Source organism: Nesterenkonia aurantiaca (genome assembly GCF_004364585.1).
Classification (GTDB): Bacteria; Actinomycetota; Actinomycetes; order Actinomycetales; family Micrococcaceae; genus Nesterenkonia; species Nesterenkonia aurantiaca.
Genome location: NZ_SOAN01000001.1, coordinates 341156 through 366105, shown reverse-complemented (window position 1 = coordinate 366105; position 24950 = coordinate 341156). Strand labels below are relative to the sequence as shown.

Here is a 24950-nt window from a genome sequence, read left to right as displayed (position 1 = left end):
GCAGAACACGAGAGGGAGGGATCTCATGGCGCTGCGCATAGGGGTGCTGGCCGATGACTTCACCGGAGCCACCGACATCGCGGGGTTCCTGGTCTCCGCCGGCATGACCACGGTGCAGTTCACCAGTCCTGAGGATCTCCCCGAGCACCTCGATGAACGAGTCGACGCCGCCGTGATCAGCCTGAAGACCCGCTCCGTCGCCCCCGCGGAGGCCGTGGCGCAGAGCCTGAAGGCGCTGGCCGCGCTCACCGCCCGCGGGGCCGAGCAGATCATCTTCAAGTACTGCTCGACCTTCGACAGCACCGCCGAGGGCAATATCGGCCCGGTCACCGATGCTCTGCTCGAGGCCATGGGGGAGGACTTCACGGTGCTCGCCCCGGCGCTGCCGGTCAACGGGCGCACCGTCTACCAGGGGCACCTCTTCGTCCACGACCAGCCGCTGGACGAGTCCGGGATGCGCGACCATCCGGTCACCCCGATGACCGACTCCAGCCTGGTCCGGCTGATGCAGACACAGGCACAGGGCCGCGCCGTCGTCGTCCCCTATGCCACGGTGGAGGCCGGAGCGGCAGCCGTGCGGCAGGCGCTCTCAGATGCCCGGGCCTCTGGTGCGCGCTACGCCGTGCCCGACACCGTTCAGATGCGCCACCTCGAGACCTTGGGTGCGGCGCTGACTCAGATGCCGCTGATCACCGGCGGCTCCGGTATCGGCTACGGGCTGGCCCGTGCGGTGACCCAGTCCCAGGGATCGGCAGATTCCTCTGCGGCCTCGGACTGGACCTTCAGCAGCGGCCCCGCCGTGGTGCTCTCCGGCTCCAGCTCCCAGATGACCAACGCCCAGGTGCGCACCTACCGCAGCCGTGCCGCCGCCCTCGCCCTGGACATCGGCTCCGTGCTGACTCGCCCCGAGGACTACTGCGCCGAGGTGCTCGACTGGGTGGCGCAGCAGCAGCGCCCCGATGCGCTCGCGCCCCTGGTCTACGCCACGGCCTCCCCGAAGGAGGTGCGCGCCGCCCAGCAGGAGCACGGCGCCCAGGAACTCTCCGCGGCGATCGAGGACTTCTTCTCCCAGCTCGCCCGCGCCCTGCACGAGCACGGCACCCGACGGTTCATCGTCGCCGGCGGCGAGACCTCCGGGGCGGTCACCCAGGGACTGGGCGTGCGCGGATTCGAGGTCGGCCCGCAGATCGCGCCAGGGGTGCCATGGACCCGGACCCTGCCCGAGGTGAACCCGGGGACTGCCAGCGCCGAGACGCTCGATCTCGCGCTGAAGTCCGGGAACTTCGGCGAGGAGGACTTCTTCGCCGCCGCCCAGCAGCTCGTGTCCCAGCAGCCTGTATCCCAACAGCCCCTCACCCAGCAGCCCGCGACCCCGGACGGAGGCAGCGCCTGATGCCGCAGTTCGCTGCCAACCTCACCCTGATGTTCGCCGAGCGTCCCTTCCTGGACCGTTTCGCCGCCGCCGCCGAGGCCGGATTCCGCGCCGTGGAGTACCTCTTCCCCTACGACCACTCGGCCCAGGACGTGGCTGCGGCGCTGAACGCCACGGGCCTGACCCAGGCGCTGTTCAACGCCCCGGCGGGGGACTGGGCCGCCGGCGAGCGCGGCATCGCCTCGCTGCCGGGGCGCGATGAGGAGTTCAGCGCCGGGCTGGTCACCGCGTTGCAGTACGCCGCCGCGCTGGACTGTCGGCAGCTCCACGTCATGGCAGGCATCCCCGGTGCAGACCCGCAGGCCCGCACCCGCTATATCGAGCGGCTGCGGGAGGCCGCCGAGGTCGCCGAGGAGGCCGGCGTGCGCGTGCTGGTGGAACCGATCAACCCGGTGGACATGCCGGGGTACTTCGTCGAGAGCGTGCGCGCCGGTGTGGAGCTGCTCGAGGAGATCGATCACCCCAACACCAGGCTCCAGCTGGATCTGTACCACGCGCAGATCACCGACGGTGACCTGACCCGACTGATCCAGCGGGTCGCTCCGCTGACCGCTCACATCCAGATCGCCTCGGTGCCTCAGCGCAGCGAGCCAGACTCCGGAGAGCTGAACCACCCGTACCTCTTCGAGCTGCTGGACTCCAGCGGATACACCGGCTGGATCGGCTGCGAGTACCGACCCGCCGCGCGCACCGAGGACGGGCTCGGCTGGTTCGCCCCCTACCGGGCCGCCCAGACCGGCACCGCCCAGCCCGGGTTCACCTCAGCCGGCCAACCCGGGCAGGCCCGGAGGTGATCCCGGACGAGCGCCGCCGTCGGCTGGTGCATATGGTCCAGGAACAGGGTGCGGTGAGCATCGCTGCGCTCACCGAGGCGCTGGGCGTCTCGCACATGACCATCCGCCGTGACATCAAGATGCTCGAAGATTCGGGCCGGCTGGTCTCGGTCAGCGGGGGAGTCACGATGCCCTCCAGGATCCAGCTCGACGCCACCCACCAGGCGAAGCTGGGCATCCGGCCCACCGAGAAGGACTCCATCGCCGCGCGCGCGGTGGACCTGGTCGCTCCCGGGGACCTGGTCTACCTCGATGCCGGCACCACGATGCTCTCCCTGGCCCGCACCCTGGTCGCCCGCGCCGGGGCAGAAGGCCTCGACGTCGTGACCAACGACCTCGTCGTCGCCGCGGAGGTCGGGAAGCATCCGCAGGCACGGGTCCATGTGCTGGGCGGCCGGCTGGACTCGGGCAACATGTCCACCGACGGGCCGCTGACCGCCGCCGAGCTCGCTGAGTTCAACATCGACCTGGCCTTCGTCTCCGCCTCCAGCTTCGACCTGCGCGGCCTCTCGGTGCCCAGCCAGGCCAAGGTCATCGTCAAGCGCGCCATCATCGAGAACTCTCGGCGCGCCTATCTGACCACCGACAGCTCGAAATACGGACGCGTCGCAGCCTTCAAGGCCATTCCCTTCGAGGCCTTTGAAGGCATCATCACCGACCCATCCCTCGCCGAGCCTGCTCGCCAGCGCGCCGCAGAGCTCGGGGTGGATCTGATCACGGCAGCCGCCGACCCCCGAAAGGACACTGCTGCGTCATGAACATCGTCGTCACCGGAGGAGCCGGATTCCTCGGCAGCCGGGTCATCACCGAACTGCTCGCCGCCGCCGACGCCGGCAGGCTCCCGCACCCGCTCACCCAGGTCGTCTCGCTCGATCTCAGCCCCTCCACGGTCGATGACCCTCGCGTGGTCTCACACGTCGGGGACCTCGCCGATCCGGCTCTGCTGGAGCGGGTCATCGACGCCGACACCGCCGGGATCTACCACCTGGCAGCAGTGCTCTCCGGAGGCTCGGCCGAGGACTTCGACCTCGCCCACCGGGTCAACGTCGAGGCGACCCACCAGCTGCTCGAAGCCGCCCGCCGGCTCGACTCCCGGCCGAGCTTCATCTTCACCAGCTCGCTGGCCGTCTTCGGCGGCGACATGCCCGAGGTCGTCCCGGGGAACCTCGCCGCGCAGCCGGAGTCCACCTACGGCGCGCTCAAGGCCATCGGCGAGCTGATGGTCAACGAGTACTCCCGCAAGGGCTGGGTGGACGCCCGGATCGCCCGGCTGCCCACCATCTCGGTGCGCCCCGGCAGGCCGAACTCCGCGGCCTCCTCCTTCGCCAGCGGCATCATCCGTGAGCCGCTGCAGGGGATCCCGGCGGTGTGCCCGGTGCCGCTGGACACCCGGATGTGGCTCTCCTCGCCGAACACCGCCGTGGCCAACCTGGTCCACGCCTACCTGGTGCCCGCCCAGGAGCTTCCCGCCTGGCGCGTGCTCGACATCCCCGGAGTCAGCGTCACGGTGGGCGAGATGCTCCAGGCACTGGAAAGAGTCGGCGGTGCGGAGGCCCGCGCCCTGGTCAGCGAGGTCCCTGACGAATCGATCATGGACATCGTCTGTTCCTGGCCCGGCGCCTTCGACGTCGAGCGCAGCCTCGCGCTGGGCTTCGCCCCCGACGCAAGCTTCGAATCGGCAGTGCGCCAGTTCCACGCGGAGTTCATCGCCTGATCGGCAGACCTGGGGTCTGGCGCCCTGGGACCAGCAGAGCTGTATGACGTGTCAAGGAGGACACCATGACTGAAACGATGGGCTCTTCGGAGCTTGCGGCCATCATCGGCCTGGCGGCGGCGGTCGCGCTGCTGATCTTCTTCGTGCTGCGAACGAAGATCCACGCGGTGCTGGCGCTGATCATCGCCGCCTCCATCGCCGGCCTCGCTGCGGGCATGGCCCCGGATGAGGTGATCGACTCCATCACCACCGGCTTCGGCTCCACCCTGGCCACCATCGGCCTGGTCATCGGGCTGGGCGTGATGATGGGTCGGATCCTCGAGGTCTCCGGCGCCGCCGAGAAGCTCGCCTACACCCTGATCCGCTGGCTCGGGAAGAAGAAGGAGGAGTGGGCCCTCGCGGGTGCCGGATTCATCATCTCCATCCCGATCTTCGTGGACAGCGCCTATGTGATCCTCTCGCCGCTGGTCAAGTCGCTCAGCCGCACCACGGGACGCTCGGTGCTGACGCTGGGCATCTCCCTGGCCGGCGGTCTGATCCTGACCCACCACGCTGTGCCGCCCACACCCGGCCCGCTCGGCGCCGCCGGGATCTTCGGGGTCAGCATCGGAGAGATGATCCTCTGGGGCATCATCCTGACCCTGCCCGCGCTGTTCCTGATCGTGCTCTACGCGAAGATCATGGGCCCACGCATCGAGGCGATGATCGAGGCCGACACCGGTGAGGCGCTGACTCCCACCGAAGCCTTTGACGAGTTCCAGACCCGTGCGGGGGAGCGCGAGAAGGAGCTGCCTTCGCTGTTCCTCGCGGTCCTTCCGATCCTGCTGCCGATCGTGCTGATCTTCTTCAACACCATCTCCAGCTACATCGCCGAGGCGGGGATCCTCGATCTGCCCGCCACGCTCGTCTCGGTCGCGGCCTTCATCGGCAACCCGGTGATCGCGCTGCTGGCCGGTGTGCTGGTGGCCATCTACGGTCTGACCCGCAGGCAGAGCCGGCAGGGCACCCTCGATGACATGGAGCAGGGAGTCCAGGCCGCGGGCATCATCCTGCTGGTCACCGGCGCCGGCGGCGCGCTCGGCGCGGTCCTGCGTGACAGCGGCACCGGAGACTCCATCGGTGCCTGGGTCGCAGGGCTGCCGCTTCCCACGATCATGATCCCGTTCCTCATCGCCACGGTGGTGCGCATCATCCAGGGCTCCGGCACCGTCGCGATCATCACCGCCGCCTCGATCTCGGCGCCTATCCTGGCTCAGGTGCCCGATGTGAACATGGTGCTCGCGGCCCAGGCCGCAGCGCTGGGCTCGCTGTTCTTCGGCTACTTCAACGACAGCTTCTTCTGGGTGGTCAACCGGATGCTGGGCGTGAAGAACGCCAAGCACCAGATGCTGGTCTGGTCCATCCCGACGACCATCGCCTGGGCCACCACCCTGGTCACGCTGCTGATCGCCAGCGCGATCTTCTAGGACGTCAGTGAGAATCGGGACAGCGAAAATCGGAACCGTGAGAATTCCAGCCGTGAGAGGCCGATCGCCGAGCGCGACGTCACGCATCCGCTGCGCAGCCCGCGCAGCCTGACCCGACACCCCCGAGGAGAGGACGCATCGATGAGAGCACCAGCTGGGAACGAGGACGCGCTGCGCGAGAGCATCGTGGCGCTGGGAGCGAGCCTGTTCCAGCGCGGCTTCTCCGTGGGCAGCGCCGGGAACATCAGCGTCCGGACTCAGGACGGGTTCCTGATGACGCCCACGAACTCCTCGCTGGGACGTCTTGACGCTGATGAGCTCTCAGAGCTGGACGCGCAGTGGGTGCACACCGCCGGGCCCAAGCCGTCCAAGGAGGTGGTGATGCACCAGGCGATGTATCAGGCCCGCCCGCAGGCCGCCGCCGTCGTGCATCTGCACTCCACCTACGTGACCGCGATCAGCTGTCTCGATCAGGCCCAGCCGATCCCGCCGCTGACCCCGTATTTCATCATGCGGCTGGGGCGCGAGGTTCCCACCGTGCCCTACTACAAGCCCGGATCCGCTGCGGTGCTTCAGGACATCCTCGCGGCGGGGCGGCGCGGCCCGGCGGTGATTCTGGCGAACCACGGCTCGATCGTGGCCGGCAGCTCGCTTCACGACGCGGTCAACGCTGCCGAGGAGCTCGAGGTCTCCGCCCAGCTGGCCTTCCTGCTGGAGGGTCGGGCGACCCGCCCGCTCAACGAGGAGCAGATCCAGGACCTGCTCGGCTGAGCCGGGGCGTCCCCCCGAGTCCGGGTTCAGTCCTGGCCGAGCCACCGGTAGGGTTGCTGCAGAGAGAACGCCAGCCGCATGCGAACGGGAGGGCTCAATGTCCGCATCAGATCAACTCGACGGTCCATTCAAGAAACGCTTCGTCGCCCTGGGGGACTCGTTCAGCGAGGGTGTGGCAGACATCGATCCATCCAGCCCCAACGGGGTGCGCGGCTGGGCCGACCGGGTGGCAGGTCAGCTGATCGCCAATGACTCCTCCTGGGGCTACGCGAACCTCGCGGTGCGCGGCAAGAAGCTCCAGCAGGTCCTTGACGAGCAGCTGGACCCCGCGATCGGGCTCGGCCCCACACTGGTCACCGTCTACGCCGGCGGCAATGACATCCTGCGCCCCACCGTGAACATCGACGCGCTCATGGAGCGCTACCGCTGGGGCGTGGAAAAGCTCATCGGCAGCGGCGCCCGCGTGGTCCTGTTCACCGGCTTTGACTCCGGCCAGGCCCCGCTGTTCAAGGCCACCCGTGGCCGGACCGCCATCTACAACGAGCACGTGCGCAAGATCGCCGCCGACTTCGACCTGGATCTGGTCGACTTCTGGCACATGCGTGCGTTCCAGGACTGGCGCTACTGGGACGAGGACCGGATGCACCTGGGGATCGCTGGGCACATGATGATGGCCAAGGAGGTGCTCAAGGTCCTCGGCGAGAAGGACGAGATCGAGGACCCCGAGGTCGACGACGCGCCGCTGGCCTCGCTGCCCGAGCGCTTGATCAGCGAGCTGACCTGGACCAAGGACTACCTCTACCCCTGGCTCAGGCGGCGCGTCACGCGCACCTCCTCGGGCGATGACATGTCCCCGAAGTACCCGCAGCTGACCTCCCGGGTCTGGTAGTCGGCGGCCGGCTGAACCCCGCAGGTCCAGCCGGCCGAACTCCGAAGCTCCAGCCGGCCGAGCCCCGTGAGGTCCAGCCGGCTGGATCTCACCGGATCACGCGAGGACGGCTGCCACCGCTTCGGCCCACAGCGTCAGCGCCTGGTCCACCTCCGACTCCGAGACCACCAGCGCCGGGATGAACCGGACCACCTCGCCCCAGGAGCCGCAGATCAGCAGGAGCAGCCCTCGTCGGGCGGCCTCCTGCTGCACCGCGGTCGCGGTGGCTGGATCCGGAGCCCCGTGGGCGTCGCGGAACTCGTTGCCCACCATCAGACCCAGTCCGCGCACCTCGGCGATGCGCTCCACGCCTGTCCGGGCATTCGCCTCGGCGGCGATCTCACGCAGGCCCGCGCGCAGCTGTTCTCCGCGCACCGCGCTGTTCTCCACCAGGCCCTCCTGGGCGATCACCTCCAGCGTCGCCACCGCGGCGGCGCAGGCCACCGCATTGGCGCCATAGGTGCCGCCCTGGGAGCCGGGCCAGGCCTTGCCCATCAGCTCCGCCGAGGCCGCGATCCCGGAGATCGGGAAGCCCGAGGCGATGCCCTTGGCGAACATCATGATGTCGGGCAGCCGCGGTGAGCCCTCCGCGACGAAGTGGTCGTGGCCCCAGAACTTGCCGGTGCGCCCGAAGCCGGTCTGGACCTCGTCGATGATCACCAGGATCCCGTGCCGATCGGCGCGCTCGCGCAGGCCCGCAAAGAAGCGCTCATTGCCCGGCACATAGCCGCCCTCGCCGAGCACCGGCTCCACCAGGAACGCGGCGGTGTCCGCCGGATTGGACTGGGTCTGCAGCAGCAGATCCAGCTCCTTGAGCGCGAAGTCGGTGGCCTGCTCCTGATCCCAGCCGTACTCGCGGTAGTGGCTGGGGTTAGGGAACGGGGCGACGACGACGCCGGACATCAGCGGGCTGAACCCCGCGCGGAACTTGGTTCCGGAGGTGGTCATCGACGCCGCCGCCACGGTGCGTCCGTGGAAGCCGCCCTGGAACACTACGATATTGGGCCGCCCGGTGGCCTGTCGCGCCAGGCGCAGCGCCGCCTCGGCGGCCTCGGAGCCGGAGTTGGAGAAGAACACCGAATCCAGTCCCGCCGGCAGCACCTCAGAGAGCCGCTCGGTGAGCGCCAGCAGCGGCTGGTGCATGATCGTGGTGTATTGCCCGTGGATCAGGCTTCCCACCTGCGCCTGAGCGGCCGCGACCACATGCGGGTGGCAGTGGCCGGTGCTGGTCACCCCGATGCCGGCGGTGAAGTCCAGATGCGGCTGGCCCGCCTCGTCATAGAGCCACACGCCCTCGCCGCGGGTCGCCACCACTTGGGTCGCCTGCTTCAGCTGGGGAGACAGCGTCGCCATCGAAATGCACCTTTCGGATTGTTGACAATCTTCTTGTGCTCCAGGTTAGCGGTCATCGCGGCGCAAGGCCAGAATGACGTACGGTCATCGCGCAGGTCCCAGCGACGCCGGCCGCGCAGGCGGCGTAGGCTGGCCCTCGAAGGCCCACGTCACGTCCATCGCACCCTCTCAAGGAGGACCCATGGCAGAGCAGAGCATCACCGCAGAGCGCGAATCCAGCCTGATCGAGGCGACGCCCAAGCGTCTCTACATCAACGGCGAATGGGTGGACGCCCAGGGCGGAGCCACCCTGGAGGTCAACGATCCCTCCACCGGCAGGCTGCTCTGCACCGTGGCCGACGCCTCCGAGCGCGATGGCTGGAACGCGCTGAAGGCCGCCGAGGCCGCGCAGCCCGGACTCGCCGCGATGGCCCCGCGGGAGCGCGCGAACATCCTGATGCGGGCCTTCGAGCTGATGCACGAGCGCAAGGATGACCTCGCGCTGCTGATGACCCTGGAGATGGGTAAGCCGCTGAGCGACGCCTACGGCGAGGTGACCTATGCCGCCGAGTTCTTCCGGCACTTTGCGGAGGAGGCCACCCGGATCAGCGGCAGCTACCAGACCGCACCGGCCGGAGGCGCCCGCTTCCTGGTGGCGAAGCAGCCGGTGGGTCCCACGATCCTGATCACCCCGTGGAACTTCCCGCTGGCCATGGGTACCCGGAAGCTCGGCCCGGCCATCGCCGCGGGCTGCACCTCGGTGATCAAGCCTGCCGAGCTGACCCCGCTGTCCATGCTCGCGCTCGCGGACATCCTGCACGAGGCAGGCCTCCCCGCAGGCGCCGTCAACGTCCTGGTGACGTCCACCTCGGGCAAGGTGATGGAGCCGCTGATCCGCTCCGGCATCGCGCGCAAGCTCTCCTTCACCGGCTCCACCGGAGTCGGCCGGAAGCTGCTGGAGCAGGCCTCCGAGCGGGTGCTGCGCACCTCCATGGAGCTCGGCGGCAACGCTGGATTCGTGGTCTTCGAGGACGCCGACATCGACGCCGCCGTGGCGGGCGCGCTGCTGGCCAAGATGCGCAACACCGGCGAGGCCTGCACCGCGGCCAACCGGATCTTCGTGCACCGCAGCGTGATCGATGAGTTCGCCGCCAAGCTCTCCGCCGAGATGGAGAAGCTCCCGCTGGGCCGCGGCGTGGAGGACGGGGTGCGCGTCGGACCGCTGGTGGACGCCAAGCAGCTCGAGAAGGTCGACGCCCTGGTCACCGAGGCGGTCGACGGCGGCGCGAAGGTCCTGCTCGGCGGGCAGCCGGTGGACCGCGACGGCTACTTCTATCCGCCCACAGTGCTCACCGACATTCCGGACGGGGCCCGGATGCGCGAGGAGGAGATCTTCGGGCCAGTGGCTCCGCTGACTGCCTTCGACACCGAGGAGGAGGTCATCTCCTGGATCAACGCCACCGAGTACGGGCTGGTCAACTACGTCTACACCGAGAACCTGCGCCGCGGCATCCGGGTCGCCGAGGCCGTGGAGTCCGGCATGGTGGGACTGAACCAGGGTGCGGTCTCCAACCCTGCCGCCCCCTTCGGCGGGATCAAGGAGTCGGGGCTGGGCCGTGAGGGTGGGGACACCGGCATCGAGGAGTTCCTCGAGACCAAGTACATCGGCATCGCCATGTGAGCAGGATCGCGGCGCCAGATCCGGACTTCAGCACCGGCTCGGGAATGGAATCGGCGGGGCTGAAGTTGCACCGGGAGTAGAAAGTTGAGTCACCTTCACTCAAGTCAGTTTGACACCACGTCAAGCGAGTACAAGACTTGAGCGCAGTTCACTCAACACCGCTCTCGAAAGGAGACCGCATGTCCCGCTCAGTAGGTATCGACCTCGGAACCACCAACTCGGTCGTCACAGTCCTCGAAGGTGGCGAGCCCACCGTCATCGCCAACGCCGAAGGTGCCCGCACCACGCCCTCGGTCGTCGGCTTCTCCAAGTCCGGCGAGGTCCTGGTCGGTGAGGTGGCACGCCGTCAGGCAGTCTCCAACCCCGACCGCACGATCGCCTCGGTCAAGCGTCACATGGGCACCGACTGGTCCACCGAGATCGACGGCAAGAAGTACACCGCGCAGGAGATCTCCGCGCGCACCCTGATGAAGCTCAAGCACGACGCCGAGTCCTACCTGGGCGAGGACGTCGTCGAAGCCGTCATCACCGTTCCGGCCTACTTCAACGACGCCGAGCGCCAGGCCACCAAGGAGGCCGGCGAGATCGCGGGCCTGAAGGTCTCGCGCATCGTCAACGAGCCCACGGCCGCGGCACTGGCCTACGGCCTGGACAAGGGCAAGGAGGACGAGCTCATCCTGGTCTTCGACCTGGGCGGCGGCACCTTCGACGTCTCCCTGCTCGAGGTCGGCAAGGATGAGGACGACTTCTCCACCATCCAGGTCCGCTCCACCTCCGGTGACAACCGCCTCGGCGGCGACGACTGGGATCAGCGGATCATGGACTGGCTGGTCGCGCAGGTCAAGGCCAAGGAGGGCGTGGACCTCTCCAAGGACAAGATCGCTGTGCCGCGTCTGAAGGAAGAGGCCGAGCGCGCCAAGAAGGAGCTCTCCTCCACCTCCAGCGCCAACATCAACATCCCCTACGCCACCCAGAACGACGGCGTCCCGGTCCACGTCAACGAGACCCTGTCCCGGGCGAAGTTCGAGGACATGACCTCGGACCTGTTGGACCGCACCAAGAAGCCGTTCAACGACGTCATCAAGGAGGCCGGGGTCAAGGTCGCCGAGATCGACCACGTGATCCTCGTCGGCGGCTCCACCCGGATGCCCGCCGTGGCCGACCTGGTCAAGCAGCTCGCCGGAAAGGACGCCAATAAGGGCGTCAACCCGGACGAGGTCGTCGCCGTCGGCGCAGCCCTGCAGGCCGGCGTGCTTGCCGGTGAGCGCAAGGACGTGCTGCTCATCGACGTCACCCCGCTGTCCCTGGGCATCGAGACCAAGGGCGGAGTGATGACCAAGCTGATCGAGCGCAACACGGCCATCCCCTCGAAGCGCTCCGAGGTCTTCTCCACCGCCGAGGACAACCAGCCCTCTGTGGCCGTCCAGGTCTTCCAGGGTGAGCGCGAGTTCACCCGGGACAACAAGGCCCTGGGCACCTTCGAGCTGACCGGCATCGCGCCGGCGCCGCGCGGCGTCCCGCAGGTCGAGGTCACCTTCGACATCGACGCCAACGGCATCGTCCACGTCTCCGCGAAGGACAAGGGCACCGGCACCGAGCAGTCGATGACCATCACCGGCGGCACCTCGCTGGAGAAGGAAGACATCGAGCGTATGGTCGCCGACGCCGAAGCCCACGCCGAGGAGGACAAGGTCCGCCGCGAGGCCGCTGAGAAGCGCAACGCCGCCGAGTCCACCGCCTACTCCGTGGACAAGCTGCTCAAGGACAACGGCGACAAGCTGCCCGAGGAGGTCAAGACCGAGGTCCAGGCCGACGTCGACGAGCTCAAGAAGGCACTCGAGGGCGAGGACAACGCCGAAGAGGTCAACGCCGCCTACGAGAAGCTGCAGGCCTCCCAGGTCAAGATCGGCGAGGCGCTCTACGCCCAGGCCCCCGAGGCCGGCGCCGACGGCACCGGCGCGCCCGCGCAGGACGAGGATGAGGACATCGTCGACGCAGAGGTCGTCGACGAAGAGGACGAAGCCGAGAAGAAGTAAGGGGGTCGCACACATGGCAGATCACAAGAACCCTGAGGTTCCCAGCGGCGAAGGGCCTGAAGAGCAGGATCCCGTGCAGGACCCGCTGGCCCAGGCCGAGCAGATCCTGCATGACCTCCCCGTGGAGGACGCCGAGGACGTCGAGACCCTCGGCGCCGAAGGCCAGCGCGAGAACCACGGTGAGGCCGGGGATCCGGTCTCCGCGGAGGAAGGCATCTCCGGCGGGGTCGAGACCGAGCCCGAGGAGCGGATCCAGGCCGCCGACGAGTTCCTTCGTGGCACGGAGGAGGAGTCGATCGCCGATGCCGCGATGGCGATGGATCCCGAGGCCATCCTGGCCGAGGACAGCATCCGTGAGGAGGCTCCCGCCCAGGACGGTCTCCGTGAGGCCGAGCTGCAGGCGGACCTGCAGCGACTCCAGGCGGAGTACATCAACTACCGCCGACGGGTGGAGCGTGACCGGGCCACCGAGCGTGATCGGACGAAGGGTCAGCTCATCACGGAGCTGATGCCGGTCCTGGACGACATCTCCTCGGCCCGCCAGGCCGGAGACCTGCAGGACGGTCCCTTCGCGCATATCGCCACCCGGCTGGAGTCGGTGCTGCAGAGCCAGGGTCTCGAGGTGGTGGGAGAGATCGGCGAAGCCTTCGATCCCAACCAGCACGAGGCCATCATGGCTCAGCCTCATGAGGAGATCCCGGCCGACCACGTGGCAATCGTGCTGCGGGCTGGCTACCGCCACGGGGACCGCCTGCTCCGGGCGGCCCAGGTGATGGTCTCCTCCGGGCCCGAGCAGAGCTGACCCCATACAACAGCAGGAAGGAGGGAGGCGCCATGGCCTCACAGGACTGGATCGATAAAGATTTCTATGCCATCCTCGGCGTCTCCCGAGACGCCTCCGAGGAGGACGTCAAAAAGGCGTACCGAAAGCTCGCCCGGAAGCATCATCCCGATAAGAACCCCGGTGATGAGGCCGCCGAGCAGAAGTTCAAGGACGTCGCCGAGGCCCACTCCGTGCTGGCTGACAAAGAGCAGCGCGAACAGTACGACGCCGTGCGCGCCATGGGCTCGGGCGCCCGATTCTCGGGCGGCCCGGGCCCCGGCGGAGGCGGCGGATTCGAAGACCTCTTCGGCAACCTCTTCAACGGCGGTTCCGGGGGGTCCCGCGGCGGCTTCGGCCGCGGCGGAGCCAACGGCCCCGACCTCTCGGACCTCTTCGGAGGTGCCGGCGGGTTCGGCGGCTCCGGTCGCTTCGGCGGCGGCGCACCGGCCAAGGGCGCCGACCGCACCGCGCGGACCACGATCTCCTTCGGCGGTGCCATCCGTGGCACCACGGTGGGGCTGCGCGAGCCCGACGGCGGGGTCATCGACGTGCGGATCCCCGCAGGGATCCGGACCGGCCAGAAGGTGCGCGTGAAGGGCAAGGGCCAGCGCGGCTCCGGCGGCGCCGGAGACCTCCTGGTCGAGGTCGCGGTGTCCGGGCACAAGTTCTTCGAGCGCGAGGGCGATGACATCCGGATCCACCTGCCGGTCGCCTTCGACGAGGCGGCGCTGGGCACCACCGTGGCGGTCCCGACGGTGCACGGCGAGAAGGTCAACATCAAGATCCCGGCTGGGGTCACCTCCGGGCGCGTGCTGCGGCTCAAGGGCCACGGGGTGCGCCGGAAGGAGAAGGGCCGCGAGGTCGCGGGAGACATGCTGGTCACCGTCGAGGTCCAGGTGCCCAAGGATCTCTCCGATGAGGCGGTGCAGGCTGTGAAGGCCTACGCCGAAGCCACCAAGGGGCTCGATCCCCGGAAAGGCCTCGAGGCGAAGGCGGTGCTGTGATGGTGGATCCCCGGACACCCGACGCGCGGATGCTGGACTCCCGGATGCAGGAGCCCGAGCACCGGCACGCCCCGATGTTCGTGATCTCCGTGGCCGCCGAGCTTGCCGACATGCACCCCCAGACGCTGCGCCAGTATGACCGCATCGGTCTGGTCACTCCGCGGCGGCAGGGCGGGCGCCACCGGCGATACTCGCCCTATAACATCGTCCAGCTCCGCCAGATCCAGCAGCTCTCCCAGGAGGGTGTCTCGCTGGAGGGCATCCGCAGGGTCTTGGATCTGCAGAACCGGGTGGAGGTGCTGGAGGAGACCGTGGAAGCGCTGCGCCAAGAGCTGCGCGAATCCCAGCGCCATTCCACCGAGCCGCGATTCTTCGCCGTGGGTCCGCATGGCGACGTGGTCACCGTGGCCCGCGGTCGCCGCGCCCGGGCCAACACGCAGGCGCTGGTCCTCTGGGAACCCGGCCCGCGCCGTCGCTGACCTGGAGCGACTTGCGCCCACCCCGCGAGTCCTGAGCGCCGCGCGTCCCGCGGCCCGTGATACTGGTCTCATGTCTGTCGTCTCCCGCTCCCGGCTCATCGTTCCGAGCGCGGTGGGAGTCGCGGCGGTGCTGCTGCTCACCAGCTGCGGCGAGGACCCCGCCGAGACCGTGGACGAGGCCGCCGAAACGCTGGCTGCCGCGGTGGCCGGCGGAGACTTCTCCAGCCTGAGCTTCGCATCCGGTGACCCCGAGACCATGGCCGCGGCGGTCCAGAACCTCCAGGAGCCCTTCGATGACCTCGATCCTCGGGTGACTCCCGGTGAGATCAGCCTTGATGAGCCGCCGGAGGATTCCCCGCGCCCGGTCACCGCCACGGTCCCGCTTCAGCACAGCTGGGAGCTGGCGGAGCTCGGCATCGAGGGTGAGGCCTGGACCTATGAGACCTCTGCGGAGCTGGTCTATGACCAGGAGACCGCGACCTGGGCGCTCGAGGCGGAGCCTGCGATCATCCTGCCCGACTACACCGGCGCCGATTCCATCAGCCTGGTCACCACCGGGGCTGACCGCGGCCGGATCATGGACGACGATGGACGCGCCATGGTCTACAACCGCGATGTCGTGCGGCTGGGCATCGACAAGGCCCAGCTCGCCCAGGACGGAGTGCCCGCGGAGGAGGACACGCTGCGCAGCTCGGCCGAGGCCCTGGCGGAGCTGGTCGAGATCCCGGTGGACCCCTATGTGGAGAGCGTGCTGAGCGGCGGGGACCTGGCCTTCGTGGAGGCCATCACGCTGCGCCGCTCCGAGGACGAGGTCACCGCCACCGACGTCGAAGCCATCCCCGGCGCCGCCGGCATCTATGACCAGATGTCCCTGGCAGACTCCCGCGACTTCGCCCCGCTGCTGCTGGGCCGGGTGGGACCGGTGACCGCCGAGTCGCTGGAGGCCGACCCCAGCCTGAGCGTCGGCGACAGCATCGGCACCTCCGGCATCCAGGCCTCCTACGAGGAGACCCTGCGCGGGACCCCGGGCATGGCGATCCAGCAGGACGGCGAGACGCTCTACGCGGTGGAGCCCGTCGACGGGGGAGACGTGGACACCACCATGGTGCCGCGGCTGCAGAACCTCGCCCAGGAGATCGTCGACGAGCAGGACACCTCCGGGGCGATCGTCGCCATCCGGCCCTCCGACGGCGGCGTCCTCGCCGCCGCGAGCCACGACCCGGAGGACGGGCAGGTGGAGATCGCCACCCAGTCCACCTACGCCCCCGGCTCCACCTTCAAGGTGGTCTCCGCGCTGGCCATGCTGCGCGGCGGCCTGACCCCGGACACCGAGGTCGAGTGCTCGAACCGGACCACCGTGCATGGCCAGTCCTTCGGCAACTACACCGGCTTCCCCTCCGAGTACCTCGGCGAGATCCCGTTCCGTGATGCCGTGGCGGTCTCCTGCAACACCGTCTTCGCCGACGCCTACGACGACGTGACCTCCGCCGAGGTCCACGAGGCGGCGGTGGACCTCGGCATCACCGAGGAGACGACCCTGGGCGTACCGGCACGGATGGGTTCGGTCCCGCAGGACTCCGAGCTGAACCTGCATGCCTCCAACCTCTTCGGTCAGGGCGTGGTGGAGTCCTCCACGCTGGGCATGGCCACCGTCACGGCCTCGATCGCCGCGGGTCACACCGTGGCCCCCCACCTGGTGGTGCCCGAGGAGGAGTCGGAGACCCCCGAATCCGGGATCACCGAGGACGAGGCCGAGGACCTGCGCACGCTGATGACCGACACCGTGAACTTCGGCTCGCTGGAGTCGCTGGTGGAGCTGCCCGGTGAGCCCATCTACGCCAAGACCGGCACCGCCGAGGCTGGCGACGGCGAGGACTCCTACGCCCACACCTGGGTCATCGCCATGCAGGGCGACCTCGCCGTGGCGATCTTCCTGGATGAGGGAGAGTTCGGCGGATCCACCAACGGACCGCTGCTCCAGGAGTTCCTCGAGGGGGCCTCCGCTATCCTGTAGCGGTGACTTCCCAGCCCGACATCTCCCAGCCCGAGGCGCCCGAGCCCGAACCCGCCGCCGCTGAACCGGCCCCGACCGACCCGGAGCGCTCCCGCCGGGCCCTGCCGATGCGCCGGCCGCTCTCCTTCGTCCGGCGCAGCAACCGGCTCAAGCCCAGCTACCAGCGGACCTGGGACGCGGCCCTGGGGGCTGAGCTGCTGGACATCCCGCACGGGGAGCGTGACACCTCAGTGGCTGAGGACTTCCACATCGACTGGGCCGCCGAGTTCGGCCGCAGCGCCCCGATCATCGTGGAGATCGGTTCCGGCTCCGGAGAAGCGGTGGCCCACGCCGCCGCGCAGAATCCGGACACCGACTTTCTGGCCATCGAGGTCTATAAGCCCGGCGCCGCCCAGCTGGTGAGCCGGATCCGTCGGGAGCGGTTGAGCAACGTCCGGGTCGCCGTGGCCAATGCGCCGGAGGTCCTGGACCAGCTCTTCGCCCCTGGCCAGGTCGCCGAGGTCTGGATCTTCTTCCCCGACCCGTGGCACAAGAAGAAGCACAATAAGCGTCGGCTCGTCGACGAGGGGTTCATCGAGCGCGTCGCCCGGGTGCTGCCCGCCGGCGGCGTCTGGCGACTGGCCACCGACTGGTCCGGCTATGCCGTGCAGATGCGCTCCCTGATCGGCGCCTCCACGCAGTTCAAGAACCTCCACGCCGGGGAGCGGGCAGGGGAGGACTCCCCGCTGACCGAGGTCCGATTCCATGATCTGGATGCGATCTCCATGGGCAGGCAGCCGGAGCCGCTGGAGCTTGGCGAAGCACGCGACGAGGAGGGCGGCTGGGCCCCCCGGTTCCACGGACGCACCCAGACCGACTTCGAGACCAAGGCGCTCGCCGTCGGCCGCAAGATCTTCGACCTGAGCTTCATCCGGGAGCCATAGCGCCGGAATCCGGGGACCGGACGGGGCTCTCGCTCAGCTTCACCACGCACTCGCACCTGTACAGATCCCCCGGCCGCTGCGCCGGGGGACCCGCGTAGATTGGGGTACATCACCTATGTCCGAAGAAGAGTCACCTTCGCGCAGCCAGCGCCTGGGCCAGGAGACCCGACGGGTCTCGCGCCAGGCCGGCCAGGCGCTGGGCCAGCTGAACCCGATCTCACGGTCCACCTATCCGCATGACATCCACCCCGCGCTGGTGCCCGGGATCGGCATCGATGAGCAGCGCCGGCGCTACAGCATCGACTGGCTGATCTTCGCGATCACCGGAGTGCTCACCGTGGCCTTCGTGATCTGGGGGGTCACCAGCCCGGAGAGCGTCGGATCCGTCTCCGGGATGGCCTATGAGTGGACCATGAACCATGCGGGATGGCTCTTCAACGCGGTGGCCATCGTGGTGCTGGTCTTCCTGCTGATCCTCGCCGCCACCCGCTACGGCAGGATCCCGCTGGGCAAGGACGGCGAGCAGCCGGAGTTCTCCACCTTCGCCTGGATCTCGATGCTCTTCGCCGCCGGCATCGGCATCGGGGTGCTCTTCTGGGGACCCGCCGAGCCGCTGACCTACTTCCACAACGTCCCTCCGCCGCTGGAGCACGCACCGGAGTCCGACCAGGCGCTGCACAGCGCCATGGCGCAGACCTATTACCACTGGGGGCTTCACGCCTGGGGCATCTATGCCCTGGTCGGCGGCGCGGTGGCCTATGCCGCCTATCGGCGCGGCCGGGTCCCGCTGATGTCGGCGATCTTCGAGAAGCTCTTCGGCAAGAAGCACTCCGAGGGCTTCGCCGGCCAGCTGATCGACATGTTCGCCATCATCGCCACGCTCTTCGGCACCGCCGCGGCGCTGGGCATCGCGGTGCTGCAGATCGGTGAGGGTGTGGTGATCGTCTCCGGCGCCTCGGAGCTGACCAACGCCATGATGATCGGCGTCATCGCCGTGCTCAGCGCCTGCTTCGTGGTCTCCGCCGTCTCCGGCATCTCCCGCGGCATCCGCTACCTCTCCAGCATCAACATCATCCTCACCATCGGGGTCATCGGGCTGTTCTTCTTCGCCGGACCCACGCTCTTCCTGCTCAACATGCTGCCCTCGGCGCTGATGGAGTACCTGGGCACGCTCTTCCAGATGATGGGCCGCTCCGCCTCCTGGGGTCAGGACACGGTCGAGTTCCAGTCCACCTGGACGGTCTACTACTGGGCCTGGTGGATCTCCTGGTCACCCTTCGTCGGGATCTTCATCGCCCGAGTCTCCCGCGGCCGCACCATCCGCCAGTTCATCCTCGGTGTCATCCTGGTCCCCTCCTCGTTGCTGTTCCTGGCCTACGGGGTCATGGGCGGGGTCTCGATGTGGCTCTCCCGGGAGGGTCAGGGCAATGTCAGCCCGGACCTGACCGCCCCTGAGGTGCTCTTCGCCGTGGTCGACGCGCTGCCCTTCCTGCAATGGCTGCCGATCGTCATCGTGGTGATCCTCTCGATCTTCTTCATCACCTCCGCAGACTCCGCCTCGGTGGTGATGGGCATCCTGACCACCCGCGGTGACCAGGACCCGAACAAGATCGTGGTGGTCTTCTGGGGCCTGGTCATGGCCGGTGTCGCCACCGTCATGCTGCTGCTCGGCGATGAGACCGCGCTGGAGGGACTGCAGTCGCTGGTCATCATCACCGCGCTGCCCTTCGCTGTGGTGCTGATCCTGATCATGGTCGCCTGGTCGCGCGAGCTGGCCACCGATCCGCATGCGCTGCGCGAGAAGTACGCCACCACCGCGGTGAGCAATGCGGTGCTCGACGGCGTCGCGCGCTACGGCGACGACTTCGCCATCGAGGTGGTCCCCACCCACCCGGGTGAGGGCGCGGGCGCCGAGGTGGACTCCGAGCATGATGACTACACCGAGTGGTACCAGCGCACCGATGAGGACGGAACACCGGTGGGCTATGACTTCGCCACCGGGGAGTGGGCCGACGGCTGGGATCCGGAGACCGGAGAGATCGGCACCGTGGTCACGGAGCAGCTTCAGGGGCAGACTGCGGAGTCCGGCGAGGGTCAGACCACCAGCCGGTAGCCGCGCTTGACCACGGTCTTGACCATCCTCGGGTCAGGCAGCGCCTGACGCAGCCGCGAGACCCACATCTCCAGGGCATGTTCCTAGCCGCAGTGCGGCAGCACCGCCAACAGGTGCTCCCTGGAGAGTACCGCTCCCTGCGCCTTCATCAGGGCGCGCATCAGTGCGAGCGGCCCCGGGGCCAGCTGGACCGGGGCCGTGTCCGGAGCGGGCAGATGCAGGGTGTCCCCGCTGACCGTGATCTCTCCGGATCGGGTGCGCAGGCGCAGAGCGGAGTCCTCCGCCACCGGCTGCTGTGCCGGATTCACCATCGCCGTTCCTCCCCGTGAGGCCTGAGTGCTGGCAGCTGCTGGGCTGCCTGGACTCAGGCTAGAGGGAGGGCGTTTCTCGGGGTTGTCGGCCGTGTGACGCTGGTGTGTCTGGTGCTTCTCAGCGGCTGGCGCTCTGGGGGTAGGCGCGGCGGGCGAAGATCAAGAGCCCCACCAGCAGCGCCCCGGGCAGGATCCATCCGGTGAACCCCTGCAGGGTGGCCTGGCGCAGGTCCACCATCTCGCCCGCCTCGGCGAACCAGAAGTGCAGGATCGCCGCCGCCGAGATCATCGACTGGGCGAATGCGGCGGGCCAGATCGACCCGGACTGCATCCGCAGCCAGGCCAGCACGCCGCCGATGATGAGCGCGTAGCCCAGCATCAGCGCCAGCGCCTGGAACACCGGGGTCTGGTCATAGAAGAACCCGGCGGCCAGCAGCGGGGCGTACCAGAGTCCGGAGACCACACCGGTGACCACGACGGCGGCGCGCGGGCCCCAGCGCAGCTGCAGCCGCGGGAAGAGGTAGCCGCGCCAGCCCATCTCGATCCCGGCGTGCAGGAACACCCCGAGGACCGAGGCCGAGAAGATGATCCCCACCTCGAGCAGCAGGCCGGTGGCGATGAACTCCGTGGCGTCGCGACCCAGCCGTGAGCTCAGATCCTGCACGAAGAGCGGCATCGAGGGGTCGAACGGATAGACCCCCAGCGCGCCGCCCAGCGGCAGCGCGATGAAGCTGAAGGCGAAGAAGAGCAGCAGTCCGAGCACGGACCAGCCCAGCAGCCTGCGCACCGGACGCAGCGGGGTGATGCCCAGGGCGTCGGTCAGACTCTGCGGCTTGAGCACCTGCCCGGCCTGCACTGAGTGCTCTGCCTGTTCTGGCTGCGCTGAGTGTTCGGGCTGCGCTGAGTGTTCTGCCTGCGCCGCCTGCTCGGGCTGGGCTGCGCCTGAGTGGTGGCCGTAGAGCACCGCCGCCGGCTGCCGGCGTTCCAGGACATAGGCGACCACCGCGGCCAGGGCCGGGGTGACCATGAAGAGGTTGTAATACACCCCGAGCTGGGCGGTGCTGCGCTCCTCGGGACTCATCAGCACCAGTGGCAGAGCGATCAGCCAGCCCAGTGTCAGCGCCACCAGCACGAAGGTGCTCAGGATGACCAGGGGAGTGCGCGGCGTCGCCGGGGAGGAGGGAGGAACAGTCACGCGAGAACCCTACCGGCTCAGCCTGGACCGCTTCCTGCGGACCGCTCAGCCGCGCCCGGAGCTGCGCCGGGCGATGAAGAACAGTCGGCGGAACGGCAGGATCGTGCCGATCCTGGTCGCCGGATAGGCCTCACGCAGCGCTGCCTTGTACTCGGCGATGAACTCCTCGCGGACATCGGCAGGGAGTGCCTCGAGGACCGGACGCGCCGCGGCCGCGGAGATCCAGTCGAAGACCGGGTCCTGGCCCTGCAGGACATGGTGGTAGCGGGTCTCCCAGGCCTCGACCTCCCAGCCGGGCAGCGAGACGTCGAGCATGTAGTCGCTCAGCTCGGCGGTGGGCTTGAGCAGCGACTCCGGGTCGATATGCGCCGCGTAGGGACGCTTGGCGGCGAACTCGGCGAGGAGCCGGTGGCTAGGGGCGCCGAAGTTGCCGGGGACCTGCACCGCCAGCGCGCCCTCGGCGGCCACGTTGTCCATGATCGCCGGCAGCAGCTCGCGGTGCTCGGGGATCCACTGCAGCGCGGCGTTGGAGACGATCAGGTCGGCCTTCGCCTCCAGATGGAGGTCCCGGATATCGGCGCGGGCGTAGGAGATCCGATCGTCATCGGTGGCCTCGCCGGCTCGCTGAAGCATCTCCTGCGAGGAGTCGATCCCGGTGATCCAGGCCTTCGGCCACATTCCACGCAGCACCGGCATTCCGTTGCCGGGTCCGCATCCGAGGTCCACGATCCGGTCCGCCCGGGGGGCGCGCACACGCTGGAGCAGGTCGATGAAAGGCTGAGTTCGTTCGGAGGCGTAGGTCAGATACGCCCCCGGGTTCCACTGGGTACTGGGCATGATCTGAGTCTAAATCGGGGTGTTCGAGAACGTCACGGGGTTCGACACATTCCGACACCGGATGGCGCTGATCGTGAAGGGTGGTGTACGCCGAGTCATGCTCCCCTTCGGACTCTAATGCGAACGATTTGCAATTGGCTTGGGGTTAAATGAGAATGATTCGCATGATCTCCAAGCATCTCACTCTGCCTTCTGTCTTCATGATCTCCGCCCTCGCCCTGGTCTCCTGCGCCGATGATGCCTCGCCGGGCGCCGCCGATGAAGCCGCCGACGGCGAGGCCACCGCCACCGCGCCAGCCGAGTCCCCAGATGCGGCCGACGCTAGAGATGAGGCCGGCGCCGCTGGAGATGATGCGGGTGAGGCCGCCGTCGATCCTTCCGAGCGCGAGACCCAGGAGGCTGGTGGTCCCAGCCCGCGCCTGGCGGTCACCTATGAGGGCGGCGTCTCGGTGCTCGACGGCGCGACGCTGGAGGTGCTCAGCGAGGACGAGACCGAGGGCTTCGTCCGGGTCAGCCCGGCGGGCGATGGGCGACACTTCTTCCTCACCGAGGGTGAGAGCTTCCGGCTGATCGATGGCGGCACCTGGGGCGAGCCGCACGGGGAGCACGATCACTTCTACACCACCGATCCATACGTCAGTGACATCACCGTGGACGGTCCCGCCCCGGGCCACGTGGTCTCCCACGACGGCCTCGGGACGCTCTTCTTCGACGGCAACGGTGAGATCCACAGCTACGAGCTCTCCGAGCTCGACGTCGAGACCGAGCTTCAGACCGAGGTCACCGAGACCGAGGAGGCGCACCACGGCGTGGCGGCGGTCTTCAGCGATGGCGGTCGCTTCGAGACCCTGGGCAACGAGGACGAGCGCAACGGCGCCCGGGTCTTGGACGCCGACGGCGAGGAGGTGGCGCGCAGCGAGGAATGCCCCGGCGTCCACGGTGAAGCCTCCGGTCCTGCCGGGATGATCGCGGTGGGCTGTGAGGACGGCGTGCTGGTCTTCGACGGCACCGAGTTCACCAAGGTCCAGGCCGAGGAGGACTACGCCCGCATCGGCAACCTCGCGCCGGCCCAGGACTCGCCGGTCTTCCTGGGTGACTACAACACCGATTCCGAGGGTGAGGAGCCGATGACTCAGGTGTCCCTGGTGGACACCGCCAGCGGTGAGATCACGATCGTCGACCTCGACGCCGCCTACAACTTCCGCTCCCTGGCCCGCGGGCCGGAGGGAGAGGCGCTGGTGCTCGCCGAGGACGGTCAGCTGCATGTCATCGATCCGGAGACCGGCGAGCACACCGATCATCTGGAGATCATGGAGGAGTGGACCGAGCCCGAGGAGTGGCAGGAGCCGCGCCCGGCGATCCGCGTGGTGGACGACATCGCCTACATCACCGAGCCCGATGCGCAGACCCTGCACATGGTGGATCTCGGCTCGATGGAGATCATCAACTCAGCCGAGCTGGACTTCACTCCGAATGAGATCGCCGCTGTGGACGGCCGCACGGCCGAGGGCGCGGCGGAGCACGAGGGTGACCACGCCGAGGAGGGTCATGACGACGAGGATCACGACCGCGCTGAGGGCGACGAGGATCACGCCGCAGCCGACGATGATCACGACCGCGCCGAGGCCGACGATGATCACGACCATGAGGATCACGACCACTGATCCGATGAGGGTGGGTGGCTCAGCGCCGCGAACTCGTCCTGTTCCTCTCGGATGAGCCGGCTGGAAGGGTCGGAGGCACCGCGCCTCCGGCCCTTCTGCGTGCCGCCGCGGCGCTCCACCAGGCTCCGCCGATGATCATCGCGCAGCCCACCAGCTGCCAGGCGCTGGGGATGTCGGCGAAGAGCACCGCCGCCAGCGCCACCGCGAAGACTGCCGAGAGCAGCATCAGTGTGCTGGAGGCGGTCTCGGAGATCGCGGTCATGGCGACGTTGAAGCACAGGTAGGTGAGCACCTGCCCGACGAAGGCCAGCGCGAGCATCGGCCCCCAGCCTTCCAGGCCCTGGGGCACCTCGAGCCGGCCCAGTCCGGCGGCGGTCAGCGCGGTGGTGACTCCGGCCGAGAGGCAGACCAGGCTGAGGATCGTGAACGGCGCGGACCTGTGGCGCCGCGGCTCCTTCGGCGCGGTGCGTCGGATGATCGCCAGGTAGAGCGCATATCCGGTGCCCGCCGCGAGTCCTGCCAGCACCCCCGCGAGCTGGACGTTCCCCAGGTCCAGCGCCCCGGCGGTCAGCGCCACCCCGGCGAGCATCAGCGGGATGATCAGCGCCAACTGGCGCATCGGCCGCACGCCCTCCATTGCCCAGGCGATGAGCGGCAGGATCACGACCTGCACATTGATCAGCACGGTCGCGATGCCCGGCCCGATCATATTGATCGAGGTGTTGTAGAAGCTGTAGTCCACGCCCAGGGCCACACCGGCGATCAGCGCACCGATCATCGTGCCCCGTGAGAGGTTCGCCCTGCCCCTCCGACGCAGCAGCTCCCAGGCCGCCAGCGGCAGCAGCATGGGCACCGCGAGCAGGCAGCGCCAGGCCGCGACGCTGAGCGGTTCGCCGTCGATGGCTGAGATCATCGCCGCCGAGGCGGCCATGGCCAGGGTGCCGAGAACCATCAGGGCGACGCCGCGCGCGGGTGTCATCATAGGGCGGGTCAGGATTTCACGAGGCGACGGATGGCGGCGGTGGCCTCCTGCAGCTTCTCCTCGGCCTGATCCCCTCCTGCGGCGACGGCGTCAGCCACGCAGTGCCGCAGATGGTCCTCCAGCAGGGCCATCGCCACGTTCTCCAGCGCCGCCGTGGTGGCGCTGATCTGAGTCAGGATGTCGATGCAGTAGGCATCCTCCTCCACCATCCGGTGGATCCCGCGACTCTGCCCCTCGATCCGACGCAGCCGCCCGAGGTAGCGGTCCTTCTGCGTCATATACCCGTGATGGTGCTCCTGGGCGGGGGTCTCGGTCGAGGCGTCGCCTGAGGTGTCTGCAGGGTTCTCGAGCGCTGAGCTGTCCATGGATCCTCCTCCGGTGGCCAAGGTCACCACTATATGAGCTATGTTCC

22 protein-coding genes are annotated in these 24950 nt (G+C 68.6%); 16 read left to right on the top strand and 6 right to left on the bottom strand.

Translation table 11 applies throughout. The annotated features are described in order from the left end of the window. Window positions 1-25: 25 nt before the first annotated feature. The 7 genes from otnK (at window position 26) to EV640_RS01570 (ending at window position 7105) form a co-directional block, all read left to right on the top strand. Window positions 26-1393, top strand: a complete 1368-nt coding sequence (gene otnK, locus EV640_RS01600; RefSeq protein ID WP_133725587.1) for a 3-oxo-tetronate kinase — start codon at window positions 26-28, stop codon at window positions 1391-1393. Beyond that, window positions 1393-2226, top strand: coding sequence for a 2-oxo-tetronate isomerase (gene otnI, locus EV640_RS01595; RefSeq protein ID WP_133725586.1), 834 nt, complete (start codon window positions 1393-1395; stop codon window positions 2224-2226). Before otnK ends, otnI begins: the two co-directional genes overlap by 1 nt. Next, window positions 2223-3023, top strand: coding sequence for a DeoR/GlpR family DNA-binding transcription regulator (locus EV640_RS01590; protein ID WP_133725585.1), 801 nt, complete (start codon window positions 2223-2225; stop codon window positions 3021-3023). The genes otnI and EV640_RS01590 overlap by 4 nt, the downstream gene beginning before the upstream one ends. Then, the gene (gene denD, locus EV640_RS01585) at window positions 3020-3979 is read left to right on the top strand and encodes a D-erythronate dehydrogenase (RefSeq protein ID WP_133725584.1); all 960 of its coding nucleotides are present in this window, start codon (window positions 3020-3022) and stop codon (window positions 3977-3979) included. Before EV640_RS01590 ends, denD begins: the two co-directional genes overlap by 4 nt. Before the next feature lie 65 nt (window positions 3980-4044). Then, entirely contained in the window at window positions 4045-5445 is a 1401-nt protein-coding gene (locus tag EV640_RS01580) for a GntP family permease (RefSeq protein WP_243832187.1), read from the top strand. A gap of 141 nt (window positions 5446-5586) precedes the next feature. After that, window positions 5587-6216, top strand: a complete 630-nt coding sequence (gene otnC, locus EV640_RS01575) for a 3-oxo-tetronate 4-phosphate decarboxylase (RefSeq protein WP_133725583.1) — start codon at window positions 5587-5589, stop codon at window positions 6214-6216. Window positions 6217-6313: 97 nt separating this feature from the next. Then, the gene (locus EV640_RS01570) at window positions 6314-7105 is read left to right on the top strand and encodes an SGNH/GDSL hydrolase family protein (protein ID WP_133725582.1); all 792 of its coding nucleotides are present in this window, start codon (window positions 6314-6316) and stop codon (window positions 7103-7105) included. A gap of 96 nt (window positions 7106-7201) precedes the next feature. Here the strand turns inward: EV640_RS01570 and EV640_RS01565 are convergent, their stop codons facing one another. After that, window positions 7202-8497 carry an aspartate aminotransferase family protein gene (locus EV640_RS01565; protein WP_133725581.1) on the bottom strand — a complete coding sequence of 432 codons (1296 nt, stop codon included), beginning with the start codon at window positions 8495-8497 and terminating at the stop codon, window positions 7202-7204. Window positions 8498-8678: 181 nt separating this feature from the next. Between EV640_RS01565 and EV640_RS01560 the strand changes: the two genes are divergently transcribed. The 8 genes from EV640_RS01560 (at window position 8679) to EV640_RS01525 (ending at window position 19549) form a co-directional block, all read left to right on the top strand. Beyond that, window positions 8679-10157, top strand: a complete 1479-nt coding sequence (locus tag EV640_RS01560; RefSeq protein ID WP_133725580.1) for an NAD-dependent succinate-semialdehyde dehydrogenase — start codon at window positions 8679-8681, stop codon at window positions 10155-10157. Between the two features lie 179 nt (window positions 10158-10336). Beyond that, window positions 10337-12193 carry a molecular chaperone DnaK gene (dnaK, locus tag EV640_RS01555; RefSeq protein WP_133725579.1) on the top strand — a complete coding sequence of 619 codons (1857 nt, stop codon included), beginning with the start codon at window positions 10337-10339 and terminating at the stop codon, window positions 12191-12193. Between the two features lie 13 nt (window positions 12194-12206). After that, entirely contained in the window at window positions 12207-12995 is a 789-nt protein-coding gene (locus tag EV640_RS13765; protein ID WP_243832186.1) for a nucleotide exchange factor GrpE, read from the top strand. 32 nt (window positions 12996-13027) lie between these two features. Further along, a complete protein-coding gene (locus EV640_RS01545) occupies window positions 13028-14020 on the top strand; it encodes a DnaJ C-terminal domain-containing protein (protein WP_036474520.1) in 993 nt (330 codons plus the stop codon). A 44-nt stretch (window positions 14021-14064) separates the two neighbouring features. After that, window positions 14065-14499 carry a heat shock protein transcriptional repressor HspR gene (locus tag EV640_RS01540; RefSeq protein ID WP_036474638.1) on the top strand — a complete coding sequence of 145 codons (435 nt, stop codon included), beginning with the start codon at window positions 14065-14067 and terminating at the stop codon, window positions 14497-14499. A gap of 70 nt (window positions 14500-14569) precedes the next feature. Continuing rightward, entirely contained in the window at window positions 14570-16513 is a 1944-nt protein-coding gene (locus EV640_RS01535; protein ID WP_166645837.1) for a penicillin-binding transpeptidase domain-containing protein, read from the top strand. 2 nt (window positions 16514-16515) lie between these two features. Beyond that, complete coding sequence (gene trmB / locus EV640_RS01530) at window positions 16516-17436, top strand: tRNA (guanosine(46)-N7)-methyltransferase TrmB (protein ID WP_243832185.1); 921 nt, start codon at window positions 16516-16518, stop codon at window positions 17434-17436. Window positions 17437-17551: 115 nt separating this feature from the next. Continuing rightward, on the top strand, window positions 17552-19549 hold the full coding sequence (locus EV640_RS01525; RefSeq protein WP_133725577.1) for a BCCT family transporter: 1998 nt from the start codon (window positions 17552-17554) through the stop codon (window positions 19547-19549). Between the two features lie 83 nt (window positions 19550-19632). On the opposite strand, the gene EV640_RS01520 is transcribed toward EV640_RS01525, so the two are convergent. The 3 genes from EV640_RS01520 to EV640_RS01510 all read right to left on the bottom strand — a co-directional run bounded on the left by EV640_RS01520 (window position 19633) and on the right by EV640_RS01510 (window position 21892). Continuing rightward, window positions 19633-19860, bottom strand: coding sequence for a hypothetical protein (locus EV640_RS01520; RefSeq protein ID WP_166645836.1), 228 nt, complete (start codon window positions 19858-19860; stop codon window positions 19633-19635). A gap of 118 nt (window positions 19861-19978) precedes the next feature. Further along, a complete protein-coding gene (locus tag EV640_RS01515) occupies window positions 19979-21055 on the bottom strand; it encodes a CPBP family intramembrane glutamic endopeptidase (protein WP_133725576.1) in 1077 nt (358 codons plus the stop codon). Between the two features lie 45 nt (window positions 21056-21100). Beyond that, complete coding sequence (locus EV640_RS01510; RefSeq protein WP_036474516.1) at window positions 21101-21892, bottom strand: methyltransferase domain-containing protein; 792 nt, start codon at window positions 21890-21892, stop codon at window positions 21101-21103. Window positions 21893-22056: 164 nt separating this feature from the next. Here EV640_RS01510 and EV640_RS01505 point away from each other — a divergent pair, with 164 nt between their 5' ends. Beyond that, entirely contained in the window at window positions 22057-23556 is a 1500-nt protein-coding gene (locus EV640_RS01505) for a hypothetical protein (RefSeq protein WP_208292151.1), read from the top strand. A 19-nt stretch (window positions 23557-23575) separates the two neighbouring features. On the opposite strand, the gene EV640_RS01500 is transcribed toward EV640_RS01505, so the two are convergent. Continuing rightward, on the bottom strand, window positions 23576-24538 hold the full coding sequence (locus EV640_RS01500; protein ID WP_133725575.1) for a DMT family transporter: 963 nt from the start codon (window positions 24536-24538) through the stop codon (window positions 23576-23578). An 8-nt stretch (window positions 24539-24546) separates the two neighbouring features. Continuing rightward, window positions 24547-24816 (bottom strand): metal-sensitive transcriptional regulator, encoded by a 270-nt coding sequence (locus tag EV640_RS01495; RefSeq protein WP_200869298.1) that lies wholly within the window; start codon window positions 24814-24816, stop codon window positions 24547-24549. Window positions 24817-24950: the final 134 nt, after the last annotated feature.